Genomic DNA, 25,933 nt, shown 5'->3' on the forward strand with positions numbered 1-25,933 from the left:
CGGTTCCCCCTACGGTCACACACACATCGCCCCACTACTTTCCGGCCGATCCCTTCTTGGCCCCCTGCAGGGCGTCCAGGGCCGCCTTGGCCGACACGTGGGCCGGATTGATCGCCAACGCCTTCTGCAACGCCGCCACGGCTTGGTCGGTCGACCCTTGCAGTGCCCGAGCCTGTCCCAGCATCGCCCAGCCGTCGGCGCTGTTGGGATCGACGGTGGTGGCCTCATCCAGCACGGAGGCGGCCTGACCGTAATCCCGCCGCTTAATGTAGCAGAAACCAAGTCCCCGAAGGGCCATGGCGTTTTGCGGGTCCCTTTCCCGGATCGCCTTGTACTCGAGCACCGCCGCGCCCAGGGAGTCGGCCCCCACTAGGGCGTTGGCCAGGTAGTTGCGCGCGGGGACATAGTCCGGAGCCAGCGCGACCGCCGCCCGGAGGGTCCGGATCGCATCGGCGCTCCTCTTGGCCTGCATGTAGGCGATGCCGAGGTTCACCTGAGCTCCCGCGTTACCCGGCGCGAGACCCACCGACTTCTCGAAGAGCGCGATGGCCGAGTCCGGCTTCCCCTGCGTCAGATTGAGCAGCCCCAGCGCGAAGAAGGCGTCGGCCTGCGTCGAGTCCATCTCGAGGGCGCGCAGGAGGCTGCCCCTGGCGGCTTCGAACTCCTTGGCGTCCAGCCGGATCTGACCCATCCGAACATGATCCGCTGCCTCGAACTTTGTCGAGTCCGTGACGGATCCGTAGAGGCGGCCGGCGCGTTTCCTGTCCTGGTTGATGAACTCGCTGCGGGCGAGCTGGACGCGGATGTCCGCATTGAGGCTGTCGATCACGAAGGCCTGCCGGGCCGCGTCGAGCGCCTGTCGGTTTCGCTTCGTCTTCAAGCACGCCTCCGACAGCCCGAGGAACCCCTCCCAGTCGTCTGGCCTCAATCCCGTGAAGGCCAGATAGGCGGTGGCCGCCTCCTCATTCCGGTTGGCAAGCGCATAGAGGCCGCCCATGTCCTTGACGGCGGGGGCATAGGTCGAGTCCATCCGGACGGCCTGCCTGTACTGCTCCAGGGCGTCGTTGTAGCGCTGCTCCCGTTGATAGAGGACTCCCAGCCGGTGGTGGACCGGCGCCGTCACCGTAAGTCCAGGCGTGGCGAGCGCCTTCTCGTAGGCGTCGATCGCCAGTGTCGGCGCCCCCCGCTTGGTGTAGATCTCCGCAACGAGCGTCCCGTAGTCGGGATCGTTCGGGTTGATGGCGAGGGCCGCCAGGGCGTTCTTCTCCGCTCCCGGCAGATCGCCCTGCGCGTACTGGACGAGCGCCATGCCGTGGCGATAGAGATCCTCTCTCTCCTTCAATCCCCTCTTCCTGGCACCGTCCTCGAGGAACTTGGCGGCCTCGTCATACTTCCCGTCCTCGATGGCGATGCGGGCCATTCCATACTGAGCCTCCCAGAGCCCCTTCTTCTCGACGAGCGCCTGCTCGAACTCCTGCTTGGCTTCGGCGAAGCGCTGCAGCCGGATCAAGACGAAGCCGAGTCCCGCATGGGCTTCCGGGAACTCCGGATTGCCGGTCTCTTGGTTTTTCTCTGTTATCGCCTGCCGGTAGAGGGGCTCGGCCTCCACGAAGGCAGCCTGAAGGTGAAGGATGTCGGCCAGGCCGAGGTGGGCACGGTGGATCTGATGCTCGTTGGCGATGGCCTCGTTGAAGTGAGCCTTCGCATCGTCGAGCCTCCCCTCCTCCACCGCCTTGACACCCAGGCGGACCGGATCGTCCTCATACCGATACCCCTTCTTCCCGGCATGGGCAGCGAGGGCCAGGGCCCCCATGAGGAGGAGGGTCATCGCGAGCGCGAGCCACGAGGGCGCGCCGCCGCGCCTATTGAGTTCCATTCCCGGCATGCAGACTCCCTTTCTTCCTGTCTTCCATCTCCTCAACCGATCTTCCCGACCGGTCGGCTCGTCAGTTGTATCTCTCGCGGCATGTCCCTCGCCGGCAAGAACCCCTCCCGCGCAACAAGTCTCTGTCCCCTCCCGCTGAAGAGGAAGGAGACGAAGCCGGAAACCGCCGCGCCGCAGTCCGGTCGACAGGCAATGTAGAGGTAATGAAACAACGGGTAGTCGCCGGCCGCAAGCGCCATGTCGCTCGGCATCGCGCCGGGACGGGCTTCGCCCGCGAGGCGGACGGCCTTGAGCCCTCGAGGCCTGCTCTCCGAGGAGACGGCCAGCGTGCTTGCGATGCCCATGGCGCACGCATCCCGCCCAACCGCGGCGGCAACCGAGGCATCATCCTCGCACCAGAAGACGCTCGCTCCAGCGGTGTCAGGCAAACCGATCTGCCCGACGAGCGCGGTCCACAGCCCGAGATTGGGGTCTGGCGCGTAGATATGCGGCCGCCCGTCCGCGTAGGCGCAAAACGCGGCGGACACGAACCGTTCAGGCAGGGTCCCGCCGGCGAGGAGCGCGCGCAGCTCGTCAACATGCAAGGAGTCGATGGTCGCAGACTCCGGAACGAGGATCGCGATCCCGCCGAGGGCGATCGGGAAGCTCCATGTCGTGTCGACGACCGAGCGCACCACGGCCTCCTCGTCGTCGGTCGGAAGCCGCCCGAGGAATGCGACATCGGCCCGCAGGTTCAGCAGATCCTCGAGCGCATGCCTTGTGCCCCCTCGATTGAGCCGGAAGGCGACCTCCGGATATAGCCGCCGGTACTCCTCGGCGAGCCGTGGGATGAGCGAGGGCGCCAGATCGAGCCCGGTGAGCGTGAGGATCTTCTCGGTCTTCTCCGCCCGCGGCAAGACGCGGGTCTCCGGCCAGAGGCCCGGAATGGCGCGCGCCAGCACCAGGACAACCAGGACGGCGACATAGAGCATCCACCGCCTGCGCAGAAGATTCCCGGGGAATCCGCCGTCATCTCCGGCCGCCGGCCGCGCGGCCATGGGCTGCCTGGGCATGTCGCTTCCCTTCCCGAGGCTAGCGCCTGCCTATCGTGACCCCGAGGAAAGGCAGCACGTCGCCATGCGCTGCCCTCGCACCGACGCCGATGTGCAGCCGCTGCGTATAGAAGGGCGAGACGCGCAACCCGGCGGCCGCGTAGGCGCCCGGGTCATCCTCGCCCCCGCTCTCGGTGAGCACGGAATAGCCGGCCCCGAGGTCCAGTCCCAGCCGCCGATGCACAAGGGGCCGCGAGAGAAGGAGGCCAACCTCCTTGTTGGAGGACTTCTCGCGGGAGTCGAGACCCCAGCCGAGGGAGAGGCCGACATCGGTTCCCGCGGGGTTCCAGAGAACGTGCTGCAGCTCGAGGTTGGTCAAGTCCAGATCCTCCCCGACGTCACGCCGCACCGCGAAGCCTGTCCTCGCCGGGAACGTCCCCTTGGGGTCATATGCTTCCGCCCGGCGCGCCTCGTAGAGCGCCTGGGCCGTTCTCTCCCGCTCGGCGCGGGTCCGCTCCAGCTTCGCAAGCGCCTCATCGCTCTGCTCCCGAAGCGACTCGATCTCCTCTTCGCGAGTTCTCAGCTCCGTTTCATACTTAACAACCTGGGTGACGGCCTCCTGGGTCCGTTCCTTCATCGCCAGGACGTTTTCGGAGAGCGGGAAGATCTGGGCCCCGAGGGCCTGGCTGCGGACGAGCCCTGACTCGAACTCGTCACGGAGCCGCATAAGGTCCACGTAGGACTTGACGCTGTCGGCGAGCATCCCCTGGAGGTTGACAGAGGCCGCCGCGACAACCGAGTCGGCCTGCTGCAGGAGACGGACCCCCTCCGCCTCCGCGGCGGACCGCTCGACTTCCTTGCGCTGCGCGACAGCTTCCCCCCTGGTGCTCATGAAGATGCGACCCGCGACCGCGAACAGAAGCACGATGATCGCGAGGTCGAGGAGATGCCAGAGATGCTTCTTCCGGAGCTTGAGTTCGGGCTTGGGGAGTTCGTCGAGTGGCATGTTCCCTTCCTCCCTCACCGCTTCGGCAGGTCGTCTCGATTGGGGAAGTCCCCCGAACCGGTGACGAGCGCGCTGTTCTTCCTGTAAGCATCCGGCCGGAGAATCCGATCGGCGAGGTCCTTGTCTGTTGAGATCTCCGTCTCGAGCCGGGCAGTCTCATCGCCTCTTTCTGCGATCAAGGTCCTGAGCGAATCGACTCGGGCCTGCAAAACCGACAGCCGATCCGAAAAGACGCCCATCTTGCCTTGCGCCTCCGAGAAGACCGCGCGGAGCGACTCGGCCTGGGCTTCGAGCATCCGGATCTCCGTCCGCTCCTGGCCCTCGAGCACCCGAAGGCTGTCAAGGAGATCGCCCATCTGAGCGAAACGCACTTGGAAGGTGTCTCCGACCGCCCGCAGCAGCGATATCCGCACTCCCATCTTGCGGGCCGCCGCGAGCGAGCTTGTGCGCGTCACTTCGATTCCCTGACGATGCTCGGCGATCTTGGCATCGATCTGCTTGGCCATGGGATCGATCTTCCTGGCCTCGAACCACCACATCGCGATGAGCGGAACCACCAGGAACCAGCTCCGGGCGAAGATCGCCTTGAAGATCGGGTTGCCTGGCTTCTCGTCTCCCCACAGATCTTCGCTACCCCTGGAAAAGCGCGATGGCATCGCTCTGATCCTCCATGGGCCGCGCCTTCCGGCGTGCTCTCTCTAATGCTGGTCTACGGCAGTCGGGCCAGGGAAGAGCCCCGACCCGACCCGGCACCTTGGCGCCTGCGCTGAGCAGACGCCAAACCCGCGGGCCGGGGGTCGGTCCGGCGCGGGGAAGGGAGACTTCTGACTCTCGTGCGGTCTGCTTCTCATTGAGGCGCAGGTCTCTGAGGGAAGACGCGACTGGCTGGCTAACCGCCTTCTCTCCCAAAGCAGTCCCGGCGGTCCGAGATCCCGCTTCCGCACCCATTACACCCCCCTCCCGGCACCATCAGTCTCACGGTCCGGGCACCGTCAACACAAGAGGAAATTGCCTTGGGCGTGGAGTGGAGGGGGCCGGAGCCCCGGGTCTACCGGCTCAGCACGACCCTTCCGGTTTCCGCGCGGGAGCCGTCCAGACGCAACTCGACGAAGTAGAGCCCCGAGGGGCAGGCGCTTCCCCCCTCGTCCCGTCCGTCCCAGGCCCACTGATGGAAGCCTGCGGAGTACTCCCTCGCCGGCATCTCCCGGACGAGCCTGCCCTGGAGATCGAGCACCGCGATCGATGCCGCCTGAGGGGAGCCTCCCGGCACCTGGAAACGGACGGTCGTGGACTCATCAAACGGATTCGGGAAGCAGGGCAAGAGGCGCGCTACAGATCCCTCGCCGTTGTCCTCCGTCGATGCCGGATCGACATCGGCTGTGACCCAGACCGGGGCGGACCAGGTCTTGTCGCCATCGACCTGGCTCACCCGCACGAAGTAGTAGTGGCTCTCCCCGTCGGCCAGTCCGCGGTCGAAGACCCAGGAGATCGTGGTTGCGACTTCCAGATGGTCGGCCACGACCACCCCGTCTTCATAGAGCTCCGCGCGGACGAAGAGGCCCGACCCGTTGAGGGCGACGGCGCTCCCCGTCAAGGTGAGATGGGCGCCCGAGACGACCTCCTGACCCATGATCTGCCCGTTCGCGTAGAACTCGAGGGCGATCCTGTCGGTCGGAGGGTTGACCTCCATAGCGTAGACACGCCTGCTGCGCAGGGCGCTCAAGACCGCCCCCGCCGTCAGCTCGTCCGCGAGAATCCCGGTCAGGTATATGTCGCCTCCCATGCTCGGGTTCGGCTGATCCCCCCAGTGGCCGTCGTGGTTGTCCTGGTTGGCGAAGGGAGCCAGGTGCCAGCCGTTGTCCAAGGCCTGGATGTACTGGGTCTCGTAGTCGTCAATCCTGAGCCCATTGCGAACCTCGATACCGATCATCTGGTTCACATACCCTGCATAGAACGCCAGGTTGTTGAAGTTGGTGCCGTACTGAGGGTTGGGATGATTGAAGACGCCGAAGGCGCCGGTGTCTCTGATGAAGGAGTAAGTCGCCAGCAGGTTGTCCGTGGGGTTGGGGTTTCGATAGAGGCAGTCGAAGATGTTCATGTGGCCGAAGTCGTTCAGGTTACCGAACTCCTGCGCGCCGAAGGCGACGAAGACTCCGTCCTCTGTGAAACTGGCCGCCGTGGAGAGGAGGTTCGTCCACTCGTACTGGGTCAGCATGTGGGTGTGCTCGGTGAGGGCCAGGACGTCGATGTTCGCTACATCCCTGGCATATGCGTAGGCTTCGGCAGGAGTCCCTGTGCCGTCCGAGAGCGATGTGTGCCCGTGCATGCTGGCGAAGTAGGCGTTGTAAGCCAGGCCCGCCCCCGGAATGCAGGCGCACGCGACGATCAGAAGGCCGAGCCGTCGGATCATTGAGCTTCCCCTTATGATGGTGGTCGTCCTGCGGCCATCCCCAGACACTCTCAGTATACAGCCCATCGCGCGGGGGCTCAAGCAGATGCGGGCGCCTCGGCGTCAGCCGAGTCGTGGAGCGCGGTCTTCGCCCTCAGTCCGGAAGCCCCTGCCCGGCCAGCACCTGGACCAGATCCCCCTTGCCGGCGCCCATCTGCCGGTCCGCGCGCCCGCCGTGGATCGCGATCTCGAGCAGCTGCATGCTTCCGAAAATCGCCAGGGCCTTCCCCCTGGGAACATCCTCATACGACCGCGAGATCGACTCGATGGCCTTTCCGTTCGTGGTGACGCGGAACGTCCTGCCCGCGGTCACAGCGTCGAAGACCTCGCGTGTGATGTTGGTCACGAGATTGCCGAAGCTGTCGATGTAGATCACTTCTCCGCTGATCTGATCCTGCCAGACCGCGGGGCGCCGCGGCTCGCATCGAACCGGGTCGCGGACGATCGGTCCCAGATCGGCGGGCCGGACGCCGTTCGCCAGATGGGCTGCGACCGGAGCGAAGACGTCCCGGCCGTGGAAGGTGTCGCTCGTCCTCAGGAGCTTGAACTCGCTCCGCGCGATCTCTCGGACCTCGAGCTCTGCATGCGCCGAGTAGATGCGCGAGAAGACGCCGTTGTCCGGGCCGACGAAAAGACAATCGGGGACGTCGACGACGATGGCCCGTCGCTTCGTTCCTACTCCGGGGTCCACGACGACCATGTGCACCGTCCCCGGCGGAAAGAACCGATAGCTGCTCTCCAGGACGAACGAGGCCTCCATCAGGTCCTGATGGCCGATCTGATGCGTGAGATCGACGATCACGGCGCCCTTGCAGATCGAGTGGATGACGCCCTTCATCGTCCCGACATAGCTGTCCTTCGTCCCAAAATCCGTAGCAAGCGTGACGACGCGGCTCGGCTCGTGCTTCATGACTCCACCTCCCTGTCGATGCCCGTGCTCTCGTAGAGCCACTGCAGATAGGGTGTCGATCCCGAGAGCACAGGCAGAACGAGGAACTCGGGAACCTCGTAGGGATGCAGGCGGTCGATGACGTCCCGCACGCGCTCAGCCAGAGCCCGGCGGGTCTTGACGAGCAGGATCAGCTCGGCCTCGTCGAACTTCTCTCCCTTCCACCGATAGAGGGAGCGCGCGCCGGGAACGAGGCTCACGCAGGCGGCAAGGCGGAGATCGAGCAAGCCATCTGCGATCGCCCGCGCGTCAGCGTCCGTCCCCACGGTGGTGAGTATGACGACCGCCTCGTCCTGATCCTGCGGGGAGAGGCCCATGGCCGCCAAGGGTACGGTTCGTTGGCCGGGAAGGTCAAGAAAGCGGCCCCGCGCCGGGCAGGGCCGCCTTCTTCGAACGGATCGGGCAGGCTCAGGCGGCCTTACGGTACTTGGGCCGCACGCGGGTCGATGCGTAGACGCGCTTCTCGTTCTGCGGACGGCTCCTCATCGCGCGCGCCCCCTGCATGGGACGCGGCGCCTGACCCGCGCGCTGCGGCTTGCGCCACTGCCTCTGCCGGGCCTGGTACTGGTTCTGCCCGTACGCCTCGTACCAGCAGTTCCAGAAGTTGTAGAGGTCCACCATGAGGATCCTCTTGGGGCTGTCCTGCGGCTTCCACCAGACGCGGGAAACGTTGTGGCGGGCGCAGAAGTTCATGACCGCCCGGGGGGTGGCGCACCCGCGGTACTTCATCGCCGCGACCTGCTCAGGATTGACCAGCGTGAATGACTGACGATACCAGTTCTTCATCAGAGTTCTCCCTCCTTCCGTGCGGAAGTTCTCTTCTTTCGTCGGCTGCAGGTCTCGGCGAATGAAGGGAAATCCAGGTCCGCGCCGGTAGGCGGTCCCGGGCCCGGACAGGCGCCTATGGCCTGACCGGGCTCCGGATCCAGGCCAGCCAGAGCCGATAGACCTCCGAGGGGATCCCGCACGCGGTCGGTTGGCGCCGGCTCACGGCGACGGCCGTCTCCCCGCCGTCGTGCCCGAGCCGCAGCGTGTCCACCCCTCCCCCGCCGCCAGCCAGGAGGATGGCGATCTCCCCCGGGAGGGTCCTGGGCGGCGGCCCTGAATGGAAGGCGATGGCCCGAATCTGACAGGTATTTCGAGCCATCCGCCCGAAACCCTCCGACCGCACGGCGAGAGTCTCTTTGCCCGCGATCTCCGCCCAGTCCCCCGCGGGCAGGCGATGGAACAGACGGGAGAGGCTTCCACCCTCGATGCGGACCGCCTGCAACGAGTCGTACGCCACGTCGAGAAGGAGCGGCTCGCGGAGGAGCTTCAGTCCATCGACCCATGGACGGAAGGACTCGCTATCGATCATGGCCACGACGTCACGGCCGGCCGGGATCACGAAGACGCTCCGCTGGTCCTTCGTCGGGTGTCCGATCCGGACACTCTGATGCAGCCGGCCCTGGTGAAGGGTCCAGGTGGCGCGGGGCGGATCGAGGCCGGCGGCGGCCAGATCGACCTCGCCAGTCGGTCCAAGAATGGACTGCAGCTTCTCCGATCGGAGCGCGGCGACGGCGCGACCGATCGTGACGGCTGATCCCTCGGCGAGGAGCGGGGAGACGATCTCCCACCGATCGGCCCGCCGCCGAATGATCCTGATCCTTTCCTCCCGCGTGACGACTTCCAGGCTGTCGAGCGGTCCCACCTCGATCGACGTCGCCTCCGGCGCGTGAATGTCGTCCTTCGGCGGGGCGAGATAGCGCATCGACAGGAACGGGTCGACCACTCTGATCCTGGGATCGCCCCCTGCCCGGGCGAATCTGCCTCCGCTCGCGGGGAGCGAGTCGCCCAGCAGGATCGTGTAGCTCCCCCCGGGCCAGAGACAGCTCCACCGCGCAATGGGCCGATGCAAGCCAAAGGGCTCCGAGGAGGTATCGGGAAGGATCCGCAGCGGCGACATCGTGGCGGCCACCTTGATCGACTGGGCGAGGAACCTGTCATCGGCCCGATCCCGATAGGGCTGGACGATCCAGAATCCGTCGCTCTCCCGCACGACCCTGATCCGCTCTCCTCGGCGCTGGAAGAGGACTTCCGTGACGACGGAGGGATCGAAGGCGCCCCCTTCGAGGACGGCCGACTCCGTCGGGGATCCTGTTCGATCCTCTCGCCTGAGAAGCAAGGCCACGAGCACGACAAGCAGGAGAGCCAGGACGATCTGGCTTGCGGTGGGCGGGCGGCCGCGCATCCTAACGGCGCCGGCTCCAGACCCAGAGCCCCAGGGCGAGGAGCGAGAACGGCACTGCGATCTGGAGCAGGTAGAAGAGAGTGCGGAGTCCGCGGAGGCTCACCCGGAGAGGCGTTCCGCGCATGTCGATCGGCGGGATCTTGAGCAGGAACTCGCGCCTGGCCAGCCAGTGGAATGATCGCAGCGCCAGATCGCGATTGGAGAACAGGTCGAGAAACTGCCCCGACAGCCAGTCGGAATCGCCGATCGCCATGAGGCGGGCGTAGGGTTTCTCCGCCGCTGCGCCGCTTGCCTCGCCCGTCGCGGGCGCGGGGACTTCCCACTCCTGCACGACACCGAGCGGCAAGGCCGCGCTCGACCCGATCGGCTCCTCTGATCCGCCGATCGCCGGCGTGATTCTCCTCGCCCCCTCCCCCGTTCGCAGGAGGACCTTGGCGTTCACTCCCCAGGTCGGCTCATCGCCGAGCCCCACTGAGCGAACGCCCGGGAAGACGCAGTAGCCGATCCCGGCCGGGGTGATCGGATGAGCCCCGTGATCGGCGGCAACGACAACCCGGGGCCCAAAGCCCAAGCCGCGCGTCGCCGGGCTCTCGTCATAGACCTCCAGGCTGTCCAGGACGACGCCCCTGGACCGGAGCATCTCCTCGATCCCCGTCATCGCCCCGGGTTCGAGACAGACCAGCGCTCGCCCTCCCCCGTCCAGGAACTCCCCGATCTTGGCGAGCTCTCCCGGCAGGAACCGCCGGCTCGCGCCGACCACCGCGAGCATCGCCGCGTCCGGGGGGATCGCTTCCTCGAAGAGCCGCACCTCCATCGGCTCGTAGCCGGACTGACGCAGGACAGAGGCGAGCTTCCCGATGCCAGCCGCCCCCCCGTCGGCGATCGATCGCTCGCCGTGCCCGCCGACGAAGACGACTCTCGATCGACGGGGATTCTGAGCCCGGACGATCGTCTCGCTGATCGACTGCTCGGTCAGCTCGTCGGCCTCTTCCTGAACGGCCCCGATCCGGACGACCACGAGGGAGGCCCGGTTGATTCCCAACGACCGCATCTCATCGGGCCGTCGATCGGGATCGACCATGCGCACGCTGACCCGACGCGATGCGACCCGATAGATTTCGAGAAGATCGACGGCCCTGGCGCGCTGCGGGCTGGTCTCCCGGTAGATGCCGATCAACTCGATGGGGGCCTCGCCTTGCCCGAGGACCGCCTCGCTCATCGGGGTCAGCTTGTTCAGCAGGCGCCCCGTCGCATCCATTCGCAGCGGCCTCTGCTCGAACACGATCGCCGCAGCGAAAAGAACGGCGGCGGCCAGCAACCAGGTCCCGGCGGGCCCGGGCTCAGAGACCCTGCGCGCGCGAAGCAGGAGAAAGGCGATCTCCCGGCGCCCGCGGTAGAGGAGGACCGCGAATGTCACAGCCGCGCCGAGCAGGCAGAGCCGCGGCAGGTAGGCCTGCGAGCCCGACAGACTCGCGAGAGCCCCCGCCAGCGCGGTCAGGAAGAGGGCCGCCAGCAGGAGCGGTAGAAGGCGCGAGCCGCCGTTCACGCGCCCCTCCAGCGCAACAGGTCGAGCGAGCGAAGCGCCAGCGCGAGCCAGAGCGCAGTCCCGCCTAGGAAGAAAGCGACGTGACGCAGGTCGATGACGCCGCGCGTGAAGTCCTCGAAGCGCGTGAGCACCGCGACGTAGCCGAGGGCGCGCGCGATGGCGGGGCTCACCGCCTCGGTCACGCTCGGCCCCAGTCCGAGCAGGAGGAGGACTCCCAGAGTCAGCACGCCCGCCTCGACCTGACTCTGGGACAGCGCCGAGATCAGGATCCCTAGCGAGACCATGAAGAGGCCCAGGAGAAGGAGGCCAAGCCCGCCCGCCGCGGCTGCCCCCCAGTCGGGCGTCGTCAGGAACGCGAGGACGAGTCCGTGGAGAGGAACGACGAGCAGCAGGGCGAGGAGACAGCAGAGGGAACCCAGCAGCTTCCCGAGAACGAGATCGCTCCCTCGCAGAGGAAGCGAGAGCAGGAGCTCGAGACTTCCGCTGCGGCGCTCCTCGGCCACGCTCCGCATGGTGAGGAGCGGAATGAAGAAGAGGAGCACGGAACCGAGATTGTAGAGGTAGGGGCGCATGACCCAGTCGTTCACGTGCAGACCGACGTCGCCGGTTCTGACCTGGGCGCTCTGCGCGAGGCTCAAGGCCGCCTGCCGATATCGTATCAGCAGGCCGACGAATATAAGCCCGGCCACCAGAGAGAAGACGGCCGCGATCGACCATCCCACCGGGGAAGCGAAGAATCCGCGCACTTCCCGCATGGCGAGGACCCAAGCCCTGCGCGGCGTTCTCATGAGTCCTCCCCTCCCAGCGTCAGGCGACGGAAGACATCCTCGAGCCCGCCGCTCCCCGATCGCCAATCGAGAATGCTCGCGCCCTGGCTCACGAGTCTCGCAAGGGCCTGGCGCCCTTCCTCCTCGCTCCATGGGGCCTCGATCAGCCAGATCGACTCATCGCTGGCGCGCGTCACGCGGGCGCGCGGGTCGCCCGGGTCGGGGCTCGTCGCCAGACGGACCTTCGCGAGCACCTGCCTCGCCCCACCTTCCTTCACCCCCAGACGGTCAGGCCGGTCCATCGCGACAAGCTTGCCGCGGTTCAGGATCATCACCCGATCGCAGATCTCGAGCGCCTCCGGAAGAATGTGGGTCGAGAGGAGAATCGCCCTCTCCTTGCCCAGGGCGCGCAGGAGGCTTCGGAACTCACGAATCTGATTCGGGTCCAAGCCCGAAGTCGGCTCATCGAGAATGAGGACATCGGGCTCGCCGAGGAGGGCCTGCGCCAGACCGACGCGCTTCCTGTACCCGTGCGATAGGGAACGGATCGGGCGAGCCCACACCGCGTCGAGCGCCAGGCGCTCGCGCACGGCTTGGAGGGCCGCCGGGCTCTCCCCCGCGCCGAACCCCTTCATCGTCGCGACGAATGCGAGGTAGCCCGCGACGCGCATCTCAGAGTAGAGGGGCACAATCTCCGGAACGTATCCGAGCCGCGCCCGCGCCCGCTCCCCCTCCCGCAGAACATCATGCCCCGCCAGTCTCACGCTCCCCCGCGTGGGGATCAGGCTGCCCGTGAGCATCCGCAGCGTGGTGGTCTTGCCCGCGCCGTTGGGCCCGAGCAGACCCACGATCTCGCCTCGCTCGACGCGAAACGAGAGGGAGTCGACGGCTCGGATGGGACCGAAGTCCCTGGTGAGATCAGCCGCCTCGACCGGGGGGGCCAGGACCTGCGCAGCTTGGCTCATCGGATGATGATCCGACGGCCCGCCCCCGGCGGGTCGAAGGTGCGGAGCGGGCCGCCGCCAGGCTCCCTCGCGCCGCGCTGGCCGCTCACCGATTCCCTCCCGACGGAACTTGCGACGCTCACGCTCCTCCTTCTAGACTCGCGCCATACGGGCCTCTTCGCATCTGAGAAGCGGGCAGGCGCGCTGCGAGGCCGACGCCGCCCGAGCCTGGCTGAGTCGAGCCGACGTTTCGAACGAGCATCTCAGATGCGATCGGACCGCGCCAGGAGCAGTCTTCAGATCGTCCCCGGATCGACCGATCCTTGGCACGGGAGTCGAGGCGAGTCTAGGAGAGGAGGGCGTCGCAAGGCAATGAGGGGAGCGTACCGGCGATCGGCGCTACGGGGCCTGCTGCTTCTCGCCCTCTGTCTTGCGCCAGGCCTGCGAGCCCACGGGGATGGAGCGGCTTTCCCCCGCCCAGCGGAACTGGAGGAGCACGTCCAGTTCTGGATCGAGGTCTTCACCGAGCACGATGGCGACTGGACCGTCATTCACGACGAGGACGATCCGCGCATCCGCTATGAGACGGTCGGCACCGCCGGCCTGAACGAGCGAGCCCGGCGGGATCTGGTCCGCGAGCGACGGGTCCACTACATCAAGACCCTCGAGAGTCTCTCCATGAAACCGAAGGAGCGCTGGAGCGACGAGCAGAAACGCGTGGCGGCCCTCTTCCCCACCGGCTCGGGAGTCAGCCGATTCATCGACGCGGCCGGCAAGGTCCGCTCCCAGCGCGGAATCCGGGACCAGTTCCGGGCCTCGCTCGTTCGATCCGGACGCTGGAAAGAGACAATAGAAGGGATTCTGGCCGCCTACGGCATCCCGGAGGAGATCGCCGCCCTTCCGCACATCGAGTCCAGCTACCGCCCCGACGCGCTCTCGAAGGCGGGCGCCGTCGGAGTCTGGCAGTTCACATCGGGCACGGGCAAGCGGTTCCTGCGCATCGATCGCTACGTCGATGAACGGCGAGACGTCTACCTCAGCACGCACGCCGCGGCCCGATACCTCAAAGAAGCGCACGAGAAGATCGGCTCATGGCCTCTCACGATCACGAGCTACAACCATGGCGTGAACGGGATCCTGCGCGCGCAACGGGAGCTGGGCACGAGCGACCTCGTCCGACTCATCCGGGAGTACGACGGACCCTACTTCGGCTTCTCCTCGAAGAACTTCTATGCCGAGTTTCTCGCGGCCCTCGAAGTGACCGGAAACGTCCCTTCCTACTTCGGGGCGCTCGAGTCCGATTCGCTCGAGCGGGTCGAGCGCTTCGTCCTGCCCGAGGCGGCCCGCGTCGATGCCATCGCCAAGGCGTTCCGCACGACGACCGAGGAGTTCTGCAGACTGAATCCGGCCCTTCTCGACCCCGTCGTCGAAGGGCGCCTGCCGGCGCCGGCCGGCAGCGTCCTCAACGTGCCCGCCGGACGCGTCGAGGACCTCGCGGCGGCCTTCGATTCGATTCCCGCAGCCGCGAGGCGCGGGGGCGCCGACCCTGGCGAGGAGTACCGCGTTCGCGCCGGAGATACGCTGGGGAGCATCGCGCGGCGCCACGGCGTGAGCGTCGCCGATCTCCAGGAGATCAACGGCATGGGGCGCTCGACTCAGATCAAGACCGGCCAGAGGCTCCTGATTCCCGACGGTCTGAACTAGGGCCCCGCTCCCGCCGCGGCCGCGATCAGCCGCTGACGTCCCCCGCTCACGAGGTTCAGTCCCTGCGCCGGCATCCGCGCTTCTTGACACGGGCGACCCGCCTTCGGGATGCTCGCCCTGTTTCACATCCATACTCATCGGACAGCAAGGAGGTCGGCGTGGGCATCGAAGGGATCACCCCGCGGAGTCAGGATTTCTCACGGTGGTATCAAGATCTCGTCCAGAAGGCGGAGCTTGCGGATCACTCCCCGGTTCGCGGGTGCATGGTCATCCGGCCGAACGGCTACGCGATTTGGGAGAAGATCCAGGCTGGACTGGATCGCCTCATCAAGGAGACCGGCCACCAGAACGCCTACTTCCCCCTGCTCATTCCGGAGAGCTTCATTCACCGGGAGGCGGAGCACATCGAGGGCTTCGCCCCTGAGCTGGCGGTCGTCACGCACGCGGGAGGGGAGAAGCTCGAGGAGCCGCTGGTCCTGCGCCCCACATCCGAGACGATCATCTACAGCATGTTCGCCAAGTGGGTGCAGTCGTACCGCGATCTTCCGCTCCTGATCAACCAGTGGGCCAATGTGATCCGCTGGGAGCTGCGAACGCGCCTCTTCTTGCGGACGACGGAGTTTCTCTGGCAGGAGGGGCACACCGCCCACGCCACGGAGGAGGAGGCGGAAGAGGAGACGCTGCGGATGCTCGGGGTCTACCGCACCTTCGCCGAGGAGCACATGGCCCTTCCTGTCTTTGCCGGGAGAAAGACGGAGGCGGAGAAGTTCGCGGGGGCGAAGCACACCTACTCGATCGAGGCCATGATGCAGGACGGCAAGGCGCTGCAGGCCGGGACCTCCCACAACCTGGGCCAGAACTTCGCGAAGACATTCCAACTCCAGTACCAGACCCTCGACAACCGGATGGACTTCTGCTGGAACACCTCTTGGGGCGTCTCGACGCGGCTCGTCGGCGCTCTGATCATGGGGCACTCGGACGACAACGGGCTGATCCTTCCGCCGCGCCTGGCCCCTCTCTCCGCCGTCATCGTCCCGATCTGGAAGTCCCCCGAGGAGCGGACCAGCGTCTCGGCTTTCGCATCCGAGATCGGAGAGAGCCTGCGCGCCGCCGGGCACTCCCTGCGGGTTGATCTGCGCGATCAGCTCACCCCGGGCTGGAAGTACGCAGACTGGGAGCTCAAGGGAGTTCCGGTCCGGATCGAGGTCGGGCCGAGGGACCTAGCCAAGAACCAGGCGGTGCTCGTCCGGCGCGACAACCGCGCCAAGCAGTTCGTCCCCCGGGAAGGGATCGCGGCCGCCTTGAAGGAGACCTTGGAGACCATGCAGCGAGACCTCTTCGCGAAGGCCCTCGCCTTCCGCGATTCTCGCACGCGCCCCCTGGAGGACTACGACGCGTTTCGCGCGTACATGGAGGCCGACATGGGCTTCGCGACCGCGCACTGGTGCGGAGCGGCGAGCTGCGAGAGCAAGGTCAAAGAGGAAACCAAGGCCACGATCCGAACCGTTCCGGAAGGAGACTACCTTCGCGAGAAGGGCCGATGCATCGTCTGCGGGGACTCCTCCGATCGCCGCGTGATCTGGGGCAAGGCCTACTGAGCCGCGTCCGGTACCGGTCGATGCAAGGCGCGGGCGGGGCGGCAGGAGGCCCCGCCGGAGTAGAGCCGGCGGCCTAGGGCGCCAGCCATACCCGCCGCACGCTCTCGTTGCCGGCGGCATCGACGGCGCGGGCGGCTACCCAGCCTGCGTCCTCTTCCCTTTCCAGACCGACTTCCGCCCGGAAGCGCTCCTCGCGCGAGTCGAAGAAACCGTCCTGGGCCGACGCCGGCCGCCACGCCTTGCCCGCCAGGGAGATCTCCACCCGCACGATGGGAGAGGCCTCATCCTGAGCGGCGCCCTCGACCACGATCCGCATCGGCCCCTCGGCGCGGACCTTGAGGTCGACCAGCTCGGGAGGCCGGTGGTCGACGCGAAACGGCCCCGCGATCCGCTCCGTCCGCATCGATTCGCCCGGAGGATTGGACGGGGCGTCGCTGGCGGCCACGAGGATCTCGTATCGGCCGTCGGGAAGCGTCCGCGTGTCGAGCGCGTAGGAGGTCGCCGGGTGGTCGCGGGCGAGCACCCTGAAGCGCTCTTCCCCTGACTGTCGTATCGCGATCTCGAAGCTCATCTCGTCGCCGTTGGGATCACTCGCCTCCCAGATGATCGAGCGGACAGTCCTCACCCACTCCGGGGCCTCCGGTGCCGGATCGGGGGGGGGCGCCGCCGGATCCCTCTGGAACTGCACCCTCACGCCGCCCCCGAGGTCCTGGATGTAACCCGCATCAGCCCCTCCTGCGGCCCCCGGCGTCACATCATCCGGCGAGAGCCGCAGCGATCCCAGCCTCGGGGCGAGGTTCGCCTCGCTGTAGGGGATGGAGATCGCCCGCAGGCGCGCGGATCCTCCCGGACCATGCCCGACGAGCCTCGCCTCGCACTGAAGGAAGCGCGCCGCCGGACTTGTGATGAGCGATCCCTCTGGATCTATGAGGGGCTCGCTCCACTCGCTCCACGACGAATCCGGATGACTCGTGAAGCCGGAGCGAGTCCTGACTTCCCACTTCCCCGTCCCGTCCAGCACCTGCCAGGATGCCCTTCCCCACGAGACGCTCCCGCCGGCGTCGACCGGCTCGGGCTGGATCCATGCCTCGTTCCGCGCAGACGGACTGAGCCGATAGACGCGCCCCGGATTCCCGGTGCCGACGTAGAGATCACTGCCTTCGGGCAGCAGGGAGAGCACCTGCCCTTCCTCCGGCTTCCAGACGAGGGTCTCCTCTCCTGTCGGCGAGACTCTGTAGATCGCCGCCGTCGAGCCGGTTCCAACCCAGAGGTCTCCCCCCGGCGCGAGCGCGAGGGCGTGGACGGTCTCTCCGGGCTTCTGCCAGAGGCGACGGGCCACCCCGTTCCCCCCGACCGCGAAGAGCACGGCTCCGGTCGGCGTCGCTCCCTCCGCTTGGGGGGATGGCCGCTCCTGCTCGGCCGCGATCGCCCCATTCGCCGCGAAGAAGATCGTGCCGTCGGCTGCGACCACGATGTCGGAGATCTCCGTTGGAAGAGCGTCGTAGAGCACCCGCGGCGCGCCCGTCGCGGGATCGATCTCGAGAAGCAGGCCCCGGCCGTCGGTCCCGGCGATCAGCTTCCCCCCGAGAGACCACGCGAGAGCCACGACATGGTCATCCTCCGGGCGGTAGATCACGGACGCTTCGCCGTCCGGTCGGACTCTGTAGAGAAGCCCCCGCTCTCCCGTCGCGGCATAGAGGTTCCCCTGAGAATCCGGCAGAAGGCTCCAGACGATCCCTTCGGGAGTGTCGAAGTGCGTTCTGACGCTACCGTCCGCAGCGATCTCGCTGATCGTCCCGTTCGGGGCTCCGGCGGCGAAGAGCCGGCCCTTGACGGCGGCGAGGGCGAAGACCTCGTACTCGAAAACGTGGGAGACCTGTCCGGAATCGATCCCCTCGTCGATGCGGAAGACCGATCCTTCGGAGCCGGTTCCCGCCTGAATGGCTCCATCCGGCCCCCTCAGAAGAGTCCAGACTTGCGTCCCGGCGTTGGCGAGGAGCGCCTTGGAAGCGAGACCGACCCCGACGGAGCCATCTTCACTGACGGCAACCGCCTCCATCTTCCCCTGCCGGAAGGCCTCGTATCCCTCGATGCGCACGTGGCGGGTACGGGCCGCGTCGCACTGATTCACCGGCGAGGCGATCAGAAGAAGCCCCGCGCAGACGGCGCCGACCTGTTTCTTCATCGTAGCCCTCCCCTACGCTATTCGATTCCGACGCGCACCATCAGGGCGCCCGTCACGACTCCTCCCGCGTCGATCCTCCTCTCGTCGAGAAGCGGATTCGGCGCGGGCCCCGCGGGCCCTCCTCTGTTGGCCGTGCCGAGAACGGCCAAGACCGAGCCAGGCAAGCGGCCGAGTTCGCGGTCGCCCAGCGCGGTCCCCTCCCCCTCGCCGTAGACGCGGACTAAGAGATCTCCCTCGTCCGGGAAATCCCGGATCAGTCGCTCGAGCCCCTCGAGATCCCGCGGTTCGTAGAGCGCAGGCGCGCGGTCGCGGTCCCAATCCGTCAGATCTCTCGCGCCGCCCGCGACGATCAGAAGAGTCTGGCCGGCCCAGCGTCCCGGCACCGGGAGATCGATCGTCAGCTCGCGCTCGGCTCGCTGGTAGTCCACGAGCCTCGCCACCAACCGGATCCGCTCTCCCGCCTGGATCCTCCCCTCGCCAGATCTCAAATCCACGAGGGTCGTCCGCCGCGATCCGGGCCGGTAGGAGAGATCGAAGGCGACAGAATCGATCGAGACCTTCCCAAAGGGGTTCGCAAGGAGGAGCGGGATGGGGCCGAGAATCGATCCGGCCACGTCGCCGGCCGGCGAGCTCGTGTCGATCCGGTCTCTCCTCGTCAGAGTCCGTCCGCCGTTGTAGTGGATGGCGATCCTCGCGTCGACGCTCGTCTCTCCCGTCCTCCACCCCTGCTGCAGGAGGGAGTTGGCGGCCACCCAGTTCAAGAGGAAGGGCTCGAGCATCGTCCCGCGGGCGGTCCGATAGCGGAAGACTTCCCGGCCGGAGGTGCCCTCGATCGCAAGCCGCACAGGCAGCATCGCCGGAGCCTCGCCGATGACTCCCACGACTCCGGCGCGCAGGTCCTGGCGGATCGCGCCGACGATCGGGCCGGCGCTGCCCATCTTGAAGGAGACGCCGATGGAAGGAACGATGGTGTGGATCCTGACCGAAGTCATCGGAAGCTCCACGGGGCCGGCATGGAACAGCGGATGGCCGTAGGCGAGGATCCGGTTCCCTTCCCTGTGCGTGAGGGTTCCGATGGCCGAGAGAGTGGCGTCGCCGTCGATCAGAACCACACCCAGCGCGGAGCCGGGGCCGAGATCGTTCGGAGGACCGCCGTCCCCGTTCGAGGCAGCGGCGCCCGGAATCGGCCGAGGCAGCCCCGCCCTCTCCGCGAAGCGTCCCAGCAGAGACTCGGCATCCTCCGTCCATCCGGTGGCGCTGAGGGCGACCATCGCCGTCGCCTCCCCGGAGGAGACAGGACTCGGGATCAAGGCATCCCACAGCCCGTCCCCCCAGCGCCGCGCCACGAACGCCTCTTTCAACTCCCCGTAGAGGCCGCCCATGCCGCCCATCCAACCCCCGGGCGCCTCGTCGGCCCTGTCGAGACCGGCGAGCATCTCCCCGATCGGCGTGATCATCCCGATCGGCTCCTTGGCGAAGGCGAACGCGAAGGCGATCGCCCCGACGAGCCGGCCGTCAACGTAGACGGGGCTCCCGCTCATCCCCTCCACGACGCCGACATAGGCCAGGGTGTCCCCCAGCCCGCGGAACAGGATGAGATCGCCTTTGGCGCGGTTGCCCTCCAACACACCCAGGAGTTCGACCGGGAAGGAACGAGGCTCGAGGCCCGAGAAGACGGTCAGCGCAGTGCCCCGCATGCCTGGACGGATCTCTTCGGGGGCGAGCGTCGCAGGCCCCGCCGCCGACCCCCCGGCGAACACGGCCAGGGGGAGGATGAGCGCCGCCAGCCCTGATCGGGCGGCCCGCAGACGAGCGATCTGCTTCAAAGACCCTCCATCATCCGCTGCCATGGCACTCGGGCGAGCGCTCACGCGCCCGCCCTGGCCGCCGGGGATCGACGGACTTGTGCATTGTAATGATCGGTCGCCGCGGCGGCCATCATCGCTTTTCCCTTGCCCGGCAGAGGGGAGCGTTCCTAGAATCCGCCCTTCCCGGAGGTGCCGATGCGGGTCAGCGGGTTCTCCTTCGTCAGGGATGCCGTCCGGCTCCACTATCCCATCTGCGAGGCGATTCGATCCGCCCTGCCGCTCGTCGACGAGTTCGTGATCGCCGTGGGCCCCTCGCAGGACGGGACCTTGGAGGCGGTTCGCGCCATCGGAGATCCGCGCGTCCGCGTTCTCGAAACGAGCTGGGATCCGTCCCACTTTGTTCATGGAAAGATCAACGCGACCCAGACGGACATCGCGATGGATGCCTGCTCGGGCGATTGGGGTATCTACCTGCAAGCGGACGAGGTCCTTCACGAGGACGATCTCCCGATCATCCGCGCAGCGATGACTCGATGGCTCGCCGACCCGGCGGTCGAGGGTCTGCTCCTGCGGTACCTCCACTTCTGGGGCGAGTTCGACCGCTTGCAGTGGACGCGCAACTGGTATCGCCGAGAAGTTCGCGTGGTGCGCCTCGGAACAGGCATCCGCTCCTGGAAGAGCGCCCAAGGATTCCGCAGGGAAGGCGACAAGCTGCGCGTACGGGAGACCCAGGCGAGGGTCTTCCACTATGGATGGGTGCGTCCCCCCGAGGTCATGAAACGCAAGCAGATCGCTCTGGACCGTCTTCACCACGACGAGGCCTGGGTCCGCCGGCGTCATCCCGAGGCCGATGGCCACGCATTCGACTACGGCCGGCTTGAGCACCTTCGCCACTTTCGGGGCACTCATCCGGCGGTCATGCGCGAGTGGATCGGGCGCAAAGACTGGCGGGCGGAGCAGTTCAGGAGACCGGGCACGCGTCACGAACACGATCAGATCGGCACGCGGCTGTGGACCTGGATCGAGGATACGATCCTGCGGACGCAACTCGGCGTCTACAGGAACTACAGGAAGATCGGGAAGGCCTGAAGACCCGCCGGCGTCTGCGCTTTTCTCTCCCCCGCCAATGGGCGGGGATACGGGCTAGAAGAGGTAGAACCTCAAGCCTATCTGTCCCTGCAGACCCGAAAAGTCCTGTTCGAGCACTCGGCAAGTGGGTTCGACGGCCATGCACTGGCGATACCTCTCGTTCAGGAATCCCCACAGGAAGGACTCTTCAGGCAAGTCCCGGTTGTTCGGCAGCCTGTCCGCTTCCGGGCCGGTACATCCCGCTTCGTCATCGTTCGAACCGGGATCTCGCAGCTTCGTGATCGTCCACTCCCCGCTGTCGAAGCTCGCCTTCGCTTGTCTCCACCCCAGTTCGAAGGCGAGGCTGAAGCGGTCCGCTATGGTGTACTCGCCCGCCAGACCGGCAGCGAACCCTCTGCCGGAGCCTTTCACGGTGAGACCGTCGAGCCGAGGCGAGCCTTCGCTCGTGTTCTCATGGCTGATCTTCGTCACCGAGTCCAGTAGGAAGACCGGACCCGCGAAGGCGCGCAGGGACATGTCGTCCGTCGGCCGGTAAGGGATGCGATACATGGCGCGCGGGAAGAGGAGTTTCGTGCGGGGTTGGACAGAGATCTTCTGGAGAAAGTCGACGCTCGTGCTACCCCAGGTAGTGCCGTAGATGAGGCCAACGCGGATGGACGGCAGGAGATCGAAGTGGATGTCCCCGCCGACGTTGAAACCGAACCGGATCCTCTCCGGCAGCTCCCAGTCGGCCGTGCCCTCGGCTCCGCGCAATCTCGCGTTGCTCCTGCCGATGCCATCATTGATGTCACCGAGGTCCAGGCCGTTCAGTCCGCTCCGAATCCCCAGCGAGAGCCTTCCGATCGGGTCTCCCGCCCAAGCGGCGGACGGCTGCCAGATCAGCATCGCAGCCAGAAGCAGGGCCCCGAACCCCACCCATCCCAGTCCCTTCAACACCATCGTCGGACCCCTCCCCGCAAGCTCCTTCCCGAAACTGGCTTCGGCAGAAAAGAAACCGGCGCTCACCCCGACCCAAGCGAGCGCACCGTAACACACGCCTGGGCGGGTGTCAACGCGTCCCGGCTCGGAGGGCGGGCCTCGGCACACCAGCCGACCGCGTATCCCCGCTGCGGCGCGCGACAGCTCCACCGGCGCGGAGGACTCTCACCGAAACATCGCCTTCAGGGTGGACCATCGCACGGTTCGGACGGCCACGGGCGTGCAGCCATTCGCTCCCGAGATCGAGAACTCGCCCGACGCCCCCCCGAAGCCGTCGACCACGAGGTAGTAACGTCCTGCGATGGCCGCCGTATACTCGAACGCCGACATGTCCGGATAGGCGTCGTCTCCCGCCACACAGGTGAAACGCCCCTCGCCACACTCGGCGAGCAGATAGACCGAGTCGTCCCAATCCATGACTGTGTCCATCACGACCGAGAGCCTTTCGCCGGACTTCAGATCGGTGAAGTAGACCAGGTCGGGCCCGCTCGCCGAGTATCCCGTGCAGCTGGACGGATAGAATGGGGAGTAGTCGTTCGACGCCAGCGCCGTCGAGCCGATGATGGAGTAGGTTCCGCATGGGAGGCGGCTAGCCCCCGCGCAGTCGTCATTCGCCGGAGGAGGAGGCAAGGCATAGTCGCTGAACGAGACGGCGTCGAAGTCTCCTTCCGCTCCGTCGGATCCCACGTAGCCAAAGGCAACGAGCACCGTGCTTCCAATGTGCTCCCTGACATCCACTCGATGGACCTCCCAGACCCAGCTCGTCCCGCGATTGGCGGATCTGAAGTCCCACACGACCGCGCCGTTGATCGCGACCAGCAGGTTGTAGTTCTGATGCGGAGTCGTGCTCCAGTAGACGCTTCCCATCGCGGCGAAGGTCAGTGTCGCTTCATCGGGGGCGAGCGTGTGCGCGAAGCTCAGCCACTCCTCCTGCTCGCCGAGCCGATCGTCGTAGGGGCACGCGGCGCAGAACTCCCCCTCGAACGGATCGACGGAACTCTGGCGCCACGTGGCAAGGGGATTGGTCTGAGAGATCGACCAGCCTTGAGGAGGCACTCCAGCCTCGAACCCTTCTGTGTACGCAATACCCGCAAGCGGCGCGGGGCGGTGCCGATTGGGATTGGCCTTCGGCTCCTCGCTCCCACTCCGCGCCTTGACTGTCGCGCTCAGCGAAGCGCAGAGAAAAACACCGATGAGGCCGGCCCGCGTGAGGAGACTCGCCGCCGCTCGCGTGGCAGCCATGGTCACGCCGGAATGTCTCGATGCCGCGGTCTTGAGGCAATCGCGCATTGCGCTACCGTTCGTGCGGCATCACTTCAGGTAGGACGTGAAAGTACTTCGCGACAGGGTAGTGGATGAAGTTCGAGACCCGTCCCGTGTAGATGCATGCGAAATCCTGGACCTGTTCCGCGAAGTGACTCGGCGCGTGGCCGGTTCTGAATACCGGCCCCCAGTGGATGTTGTGGGCACGATCGATGAGCCCCGCCAGGCCGTCTATCTCCCGCTGAAGGATCCGAAGGCGCTCGTCGATCCGATCCCGGAGGTCCCGGGCCCGCTTTCTGCCCAGCCCGGGAAGCTGCGGAGGCGCGTCCCCCCGCGCCGCCCGATCGAGCCCGTCCCGAACAAGGTCCAGCTGCTCGCGTCTCTCGCGCGCGCGGTGAAGACGCTCGATCGACGCCGCCATGCGGCCGCGCGCGGTCAACTCTTCCTCCAGCTCCTGGATCACCATCGCGGTCCGCCACATGCGCACGCGCTTCGACTTGAGGATGTCCCCGTATGTGTGGTCGCCGAAATAGAGGATGCGATCGCCTGCGCAGCCGATCCTCCGTTCCAGGTCCCGCACGCCCCCGCCAGCGACCGCCTTCAACCTCTCGCTCGCCCGGCGCACGCCCGGGAGCGCGGTCGGCATCGAAACCGTGCGGTTACGGAAGAAGCCCGGCTTGCCGGCGCGGACGACCACAAGATCGAAGAACTCGGTCCATCCGCGCTTCGATGGGATCATCCCCCCCAGCAGCCGGTCCATGATGAGCGATGTGTAGGAGGCCTCGGAGTTGGTGAGCAGGAAGAGGCGATAGCCGTGCTCCTTCATCCGGTGCAGCGTTGCCGGCAGCGAGGGATCACGGACAAGGAAGCGTCCTGGATCCTTGGCGATCTCGTTCTTGATGCTCCCGTCGGCGTGGGCCTGGTCAACCGCCCAGCGGACCTCGTCGTACAGAGTTCGGTAGCGATGGGCACGCCACCGCTTCCTGTCGGCGAGATCCACGAGCTGGGCGTACAGGTCGATCTCGGGCAGCGAGAACGGCGTGTCGATGGGCATGAAGCTGTCGCCCGAGAGACGGATCGGGCTTCTCTGGTAGAGCCGCTTGCGCTCCTCGTCCGGCAGCCGCGAGGTCCCGTGGTAGGCCTGGGCGACGTAGCGGTGCTGATCCATCTTGAGGATGTTCCCGCGCCGCTTGTCGACGATGAGACCCCTGATGACGAAAGAGGCGTCGTATCTCAGATCGGCAACATCGGATGGGTAGCCCGCCGCAAGCAGCTTGCGCTTCGCCTTCTCGAAGGCCAGTTCCTCGAAGGGCCTCTTGCGATAGAGCGCCAGAGTGTGGTCCATGTCGAACCCCACCGCCAGCACCGCCGACATCCTCAGGTCCCTGTTGACATAGATGCGACTCTCGGGGGGAATCCCGGCCGCCTTCTCGATCGTCCTCCAGCCCCTAGAGCTGATGGTCTTCTGGCCCCTGCGCGACGTCCTCATGCTCGTGCAGGATCTTAAGAGGGCGAACGGGATGTCTCAAGCGCGCAGGATTCTCCGGGGTGGGCGAGTTCGGGAAAGCGCATGAAAAGACCGCGTCCCCGGGGACGCGGTCGGAGGCGGGGACTTGGAGCCACGTCACTCGACGAGGTCGATACGGTACCTCGAGAAGTGCTGCAGGGGGGCAACCCTACCCATCCCCCCCGCGACGCTCGGGATCGTCACCCAGCTGTTCTGAGTCAGATCGAGCCACTGCACCGCGCAGCTCGCCGGAGATGCCCCGGTCGGAGCGCTGAGGTGAAGCTCAACCGGGACGAAGAAGGTCTGTCCGTGCGGCTCGAGCTCGACCGTACCGTCAGAGAACTGCGTCAGGCGGACGGTCGTTTTCGTCTGCAAGGCCCCCTTCGGAACAACAACCATCGCCCCTGAGACAGACACGGTCCCGCCGGCAGGACCGACCTCTCCCTTGGCATGCGCAATTGTTTCCACCTGAGCCGTCGCAAGCGCGGGTTCGGGCGCAAGCAGATCACTTGGCTCGGCCGAACAGCCAGCCATTGCCAGGAGAGCAAGACCGAGAGCACATAGGCTGAGTTCATGATGGCGCGTGGTCATGGCCGGATCCTCCTCAGAGTTCTGACGCTTGGGGGAGCGGCAGCTTCGATGCCAGGCTTGCCGTCAAGGTCAGAGAGAGTTCAAGATCCGTCTAACTGATTAGTAGTGCAGGAGCTAACGGATGGCAGAACTCCGGTCGAAGGGGGTGGGAGGCGCGCAGGACTGTGGACTCGTCTGCAATGCCCTCGATCGAATCGATCCAGCTTCCATCCCGGCAGGCAGGAGAGCGTTGTTTCTCAAGCAGTTGGCTCACGCGGCTGAAAGGAGCCACTCCGGAGGGTGAAAACCCATTGAACTGAGGCCTGCTTCAACCACGCTGGCCGGAGGGGCGCATCCAGCCGAGCTGGCACCGAAGCAGGCCTCCTTACTGATTGGCGACCCTCCCGCTGCCCTCACTGGCCCG

At 66.6% G+C, this 25,933-nt stretch carries 20 protein-coding genes; 2 read left to right on the forward strand and 18 right to left on the reverse strand.

Annotation, left to right across the window (positions count from 1 at the left end; translation table 11 throughout):
- Nucleotides 1-34: 34 nt before the first annotated feature.
- The 12 genes from FJY88_00200 to FJY88_00255 all read right to left on the reverse strand — a co-directional run bounded on the left by FJY88_00200 (nucleotide 35) and on the right by FJY88_00255 (nucleotide 12,828).
- On the reverse strand, nucleotides 35-1,885 hold the full coding sequence (locus tag FJY88_00200; GenBank protein MBM3285766.1) for a tetratricopeptide repeat protein: 1,851 nt from the start codon (nucleotides 1,883-1,885) through the stop codon (nucleotides 35-37).
- A gap of 32 nt (nucleotides 1,886-1,917) precedes the next feature.
- Nucleotides 1,918-2,937 carry a hypothetical protein gene (locus FJY88_00205; GenBank protein MBM3285767.1) on the reverse strand — a complete coding sequence of 340 codons (1,020 nt, stop codon included), beginning with the start codon at nucleotides 2,935-2,937 and terminating at the stop codon, nucleotides 1,918-1,920.
- Between the two features lie 19 nt (nucleotides 2,938-2,956).
- Entirely contained in the window at nucleotides 2,957-3,922 is a 966-nt protein-coding gene (locus FJY88_00210) for a hypothetical protein (GenBank protein MBM3285768.1), read from the reverse strand.
- A 14-nt stretch (nucleotides 3,923-3,936) separates the two neighbouring features.
- Nucleotides 3,937-4,578: a hypothetical protein gene (locus FJY88_00215; GenBank protein ID MBM3285769.1), complete on the reverse strand. Its 642-nt coding sequence runs from the start codon at nucleotides 4,576-4,578 to the stop codon at nucleotides 3,937-3,939.
- 392 nt (nucleotides 4,579-4,970) lie between these two features.
- Nucleotides 4,971-6,398, reverse strand: a complete 1,428-nt coding sequence (locus FJY88_00220) for a hypothetical protein (protein ID MBM3285770.1) — start codon at nucleotides 6,396-6,398, stop codon at nucleotides 4,971-4,973.
- A 67-nt stretch (nucleotides 6,399-6,465) separates the two neighbouring features.
- Nucleotides 6,466-7,281, reverse strand: coding sequence for an SAM-dependent chlorinase/fluorinase (locus FJY88_00225; GenBank protein ID MBM3285771.1), 816 nt, complete (start codon nucleotides 7,279-7,281; stop codon nucleotides 6,466-6,468).
- Nucleotides 7,278-7,637 (reverse strand): divalent-cation tolerance protein CutA, encoded by a 360-nt coding sequence (locus FJY88_00230; protein MBM3285772.1) that lies wholly within the window; start codon nucleotides 7,635-7,637, stop codon nucleotides 7,278-7,280. Before FJY88_00230 ends, FJY88_00225 begins: the two co-directional genes overlap by 4 nt.
- Nucleotides 7,638-7,728: 91 nt before the next feature.
- Nucleotides 7,729-8,106 carry a hypothetical protein gene (locus tag FJY88_00235; GenBank protein ID MBM3285773.1) on the reverse strand — a complete coding sequence of 126 codons (378 nt, stop codon included), beginning with the start codon at nucleotides 8,104-8,106 and terminating at the stop codon, nucleotides 7,729-7,731.
- A gap of 115 nt (nucleotides 8,107-8,221) precedes the next feature.
- On the reverse strand, nucleotides 8,222-9,550 hold the full coding sequence (locus FJY88_00240) for a DUF4340 domain-containing protein (GenBank protein ID MBM3285774.1): 1,329 nt from the start codon (nucleotides 9,548-9,550) through the stop codon (nucleotides 8,222-8,224).
- Between the two features lies 1 nt (nucleotide 9,551).
- Complete coding sequence (locus tag FJY88_00245) at nucleotides 9,552-11,096, reverse strand: hypothetical protein (GenBank protein ID MBM3285775.1); 1,545 nt, start codon at nucleotides 11,094-11,096, stop codon at nucleotides 9,552-9,554.
- Nucleotides 11,093-12,016: a hypothetical protein gene (locus FJY88_00250; GenBank protein MBM3285776.1), complete on the reverse strand. Its 924-nt coding sequence runs from the start codon at nucleotides 12,014-12,016 to the stop codon at nucleotides 11,093-11,095. Before FJY88_00250 ends, FJY88_00245 begins: the two co-directional genes overlap by 4 nt.
- Nucleotides 11,881-12,828: an ABC transporter ATP-binding protein gene (locus FJY88_00255; protein MBM3285777.1), complete on the reverse strand. Its 948-nt coding sequence runs from the start codon at nucleotides 12,826-12,828 to the stop codon at nucleotides 11,881-11,883. The genes FJY88_00250 and FJY88_00255 overlap by 136 nt, the downstream gene beginning before the upstream one ends.
- A 3-nt stretch (nucleotides 12,829-12,831) precedes the next feature.
- On the opposite strand from FJY88_00255, the gene FJY88_00260 reads away from it, so the two are divergent.
- Together FJY88_00260 and FJY88_00265 are read left to right on the forward strand one after the other, a co-directional pair.
- Nucleotides 12,832-14,511, forward strand: a complete 1,680-nt coding sequence (locus FJY88_00260) for a LysM peptidoglycan-binding domain-containing protein (protein ID MBM3285778.1) — start codon at nucleotides 12,832-12,834, stop codon at nucleotides 14,509-14,511.
- A gap of 164 nt (nucleotides 14,512-14,675) precedes the next feature.
- Nucleotides 14,676-16,109 carry a proline--tRNA ligase gene (locus FJY88_00265; protein ID MBM3285779.1) on the forward strand — a complete coding sequence of 478 codons (1,434 nt, stop codon included), beginning with the start codon at nucleotides 14,676-14,678 and terminating at the stop codon, nucleotides 16,107-16,109.
- A 73-nt stretch (nucleotides 16,110-16,182) separates the two neighbouring features.
- Here FJY88_00265 and FJY88_00270 read toward each other — a convergent pair whose 3' ends face one another.
- The 6 genes from FJY88_00270 to FJY88_00295 form a co-directional block, all read right to left on the reverse strand.
- Nucleotides 16,183-18,294 carry a hypothetical protein gene (locus tag FJY88_00270; GenBank protein ID MBM3285780.1) on the reverse strand — a complete coding sequence of 704 codons (2,112 nt, stop codon included), beginning with the start codon at nucleotides 18,292-18,294 and terminating at the stop codon, nucleotides 16,183-16,185.
- Between the two features lie 17 nt (nucleotides 18,295-18,311).
- Entirely contained in the window at nucleotides 18,312-21,011 is a 2,700-nt protein-coding gene (locus FJY88_00275) for a hypothetical protein (protein ID MBM3285781.1), read from the reverse strand.
- A gap of 234 nt (nucleotides 21,012-21,245) precedes the next feature.
- Nucleotides 21,246-22,130 (reverse strand): porin family protein, encoded by an 885-nt coding sequence (locus tag FJY88_00280; GenBank protein MBM3285782.1) that lies wholly within the window; start codon nucleotides 22,128-22,130, stop codon nucleotides 21,246-21,248.
- A 204-nt stretch (nucleotides 22,131-22,334) separates the two neighbouring features.
- A complete protein-coding gene (locus tag FJY88_00285; protein MBM3285783.1) occupies nucleotides 22,335-23,225 on the reverse strand; it encodes a hypothetical protein in 891 nt (296 codons plus the stop codon).
- A gap of 238 nt (nucleotides 23,226-23,463) precedes the next feature.
- Entirely contained in the window at nucleotides 23,464-24,921 is a 1,458-nt protein-coding gene (locus FJY88_00290; GenBank protein MBM3285784.1) for an HAD-IG family 5'-nucleotidase, read from the reverse strand.
- Between the two features lie 135 nt (nucleotides 24,922-25,056).
- A complete protein-coding gene (locus FJY88_00295) occupies nucleotides 25,057-25,314 on the reverse strand; it encodes a hypothetical protein (protein ID MBM3285785.1) in 258 nt (85 codons plus the stop codon).
- Between the last annotated feature and the right edge of the window lie 619 nt (nucleotides 25,315-25,933).

This window comes from Candidatus Eisenbacteria bacterium (genome assembly GCA_016867495.1).
GTDB lineage: Bacteria > Eisenbacteria > RBG-16-71-46 > CAIMUX01 > VGJL01 > VGJL01.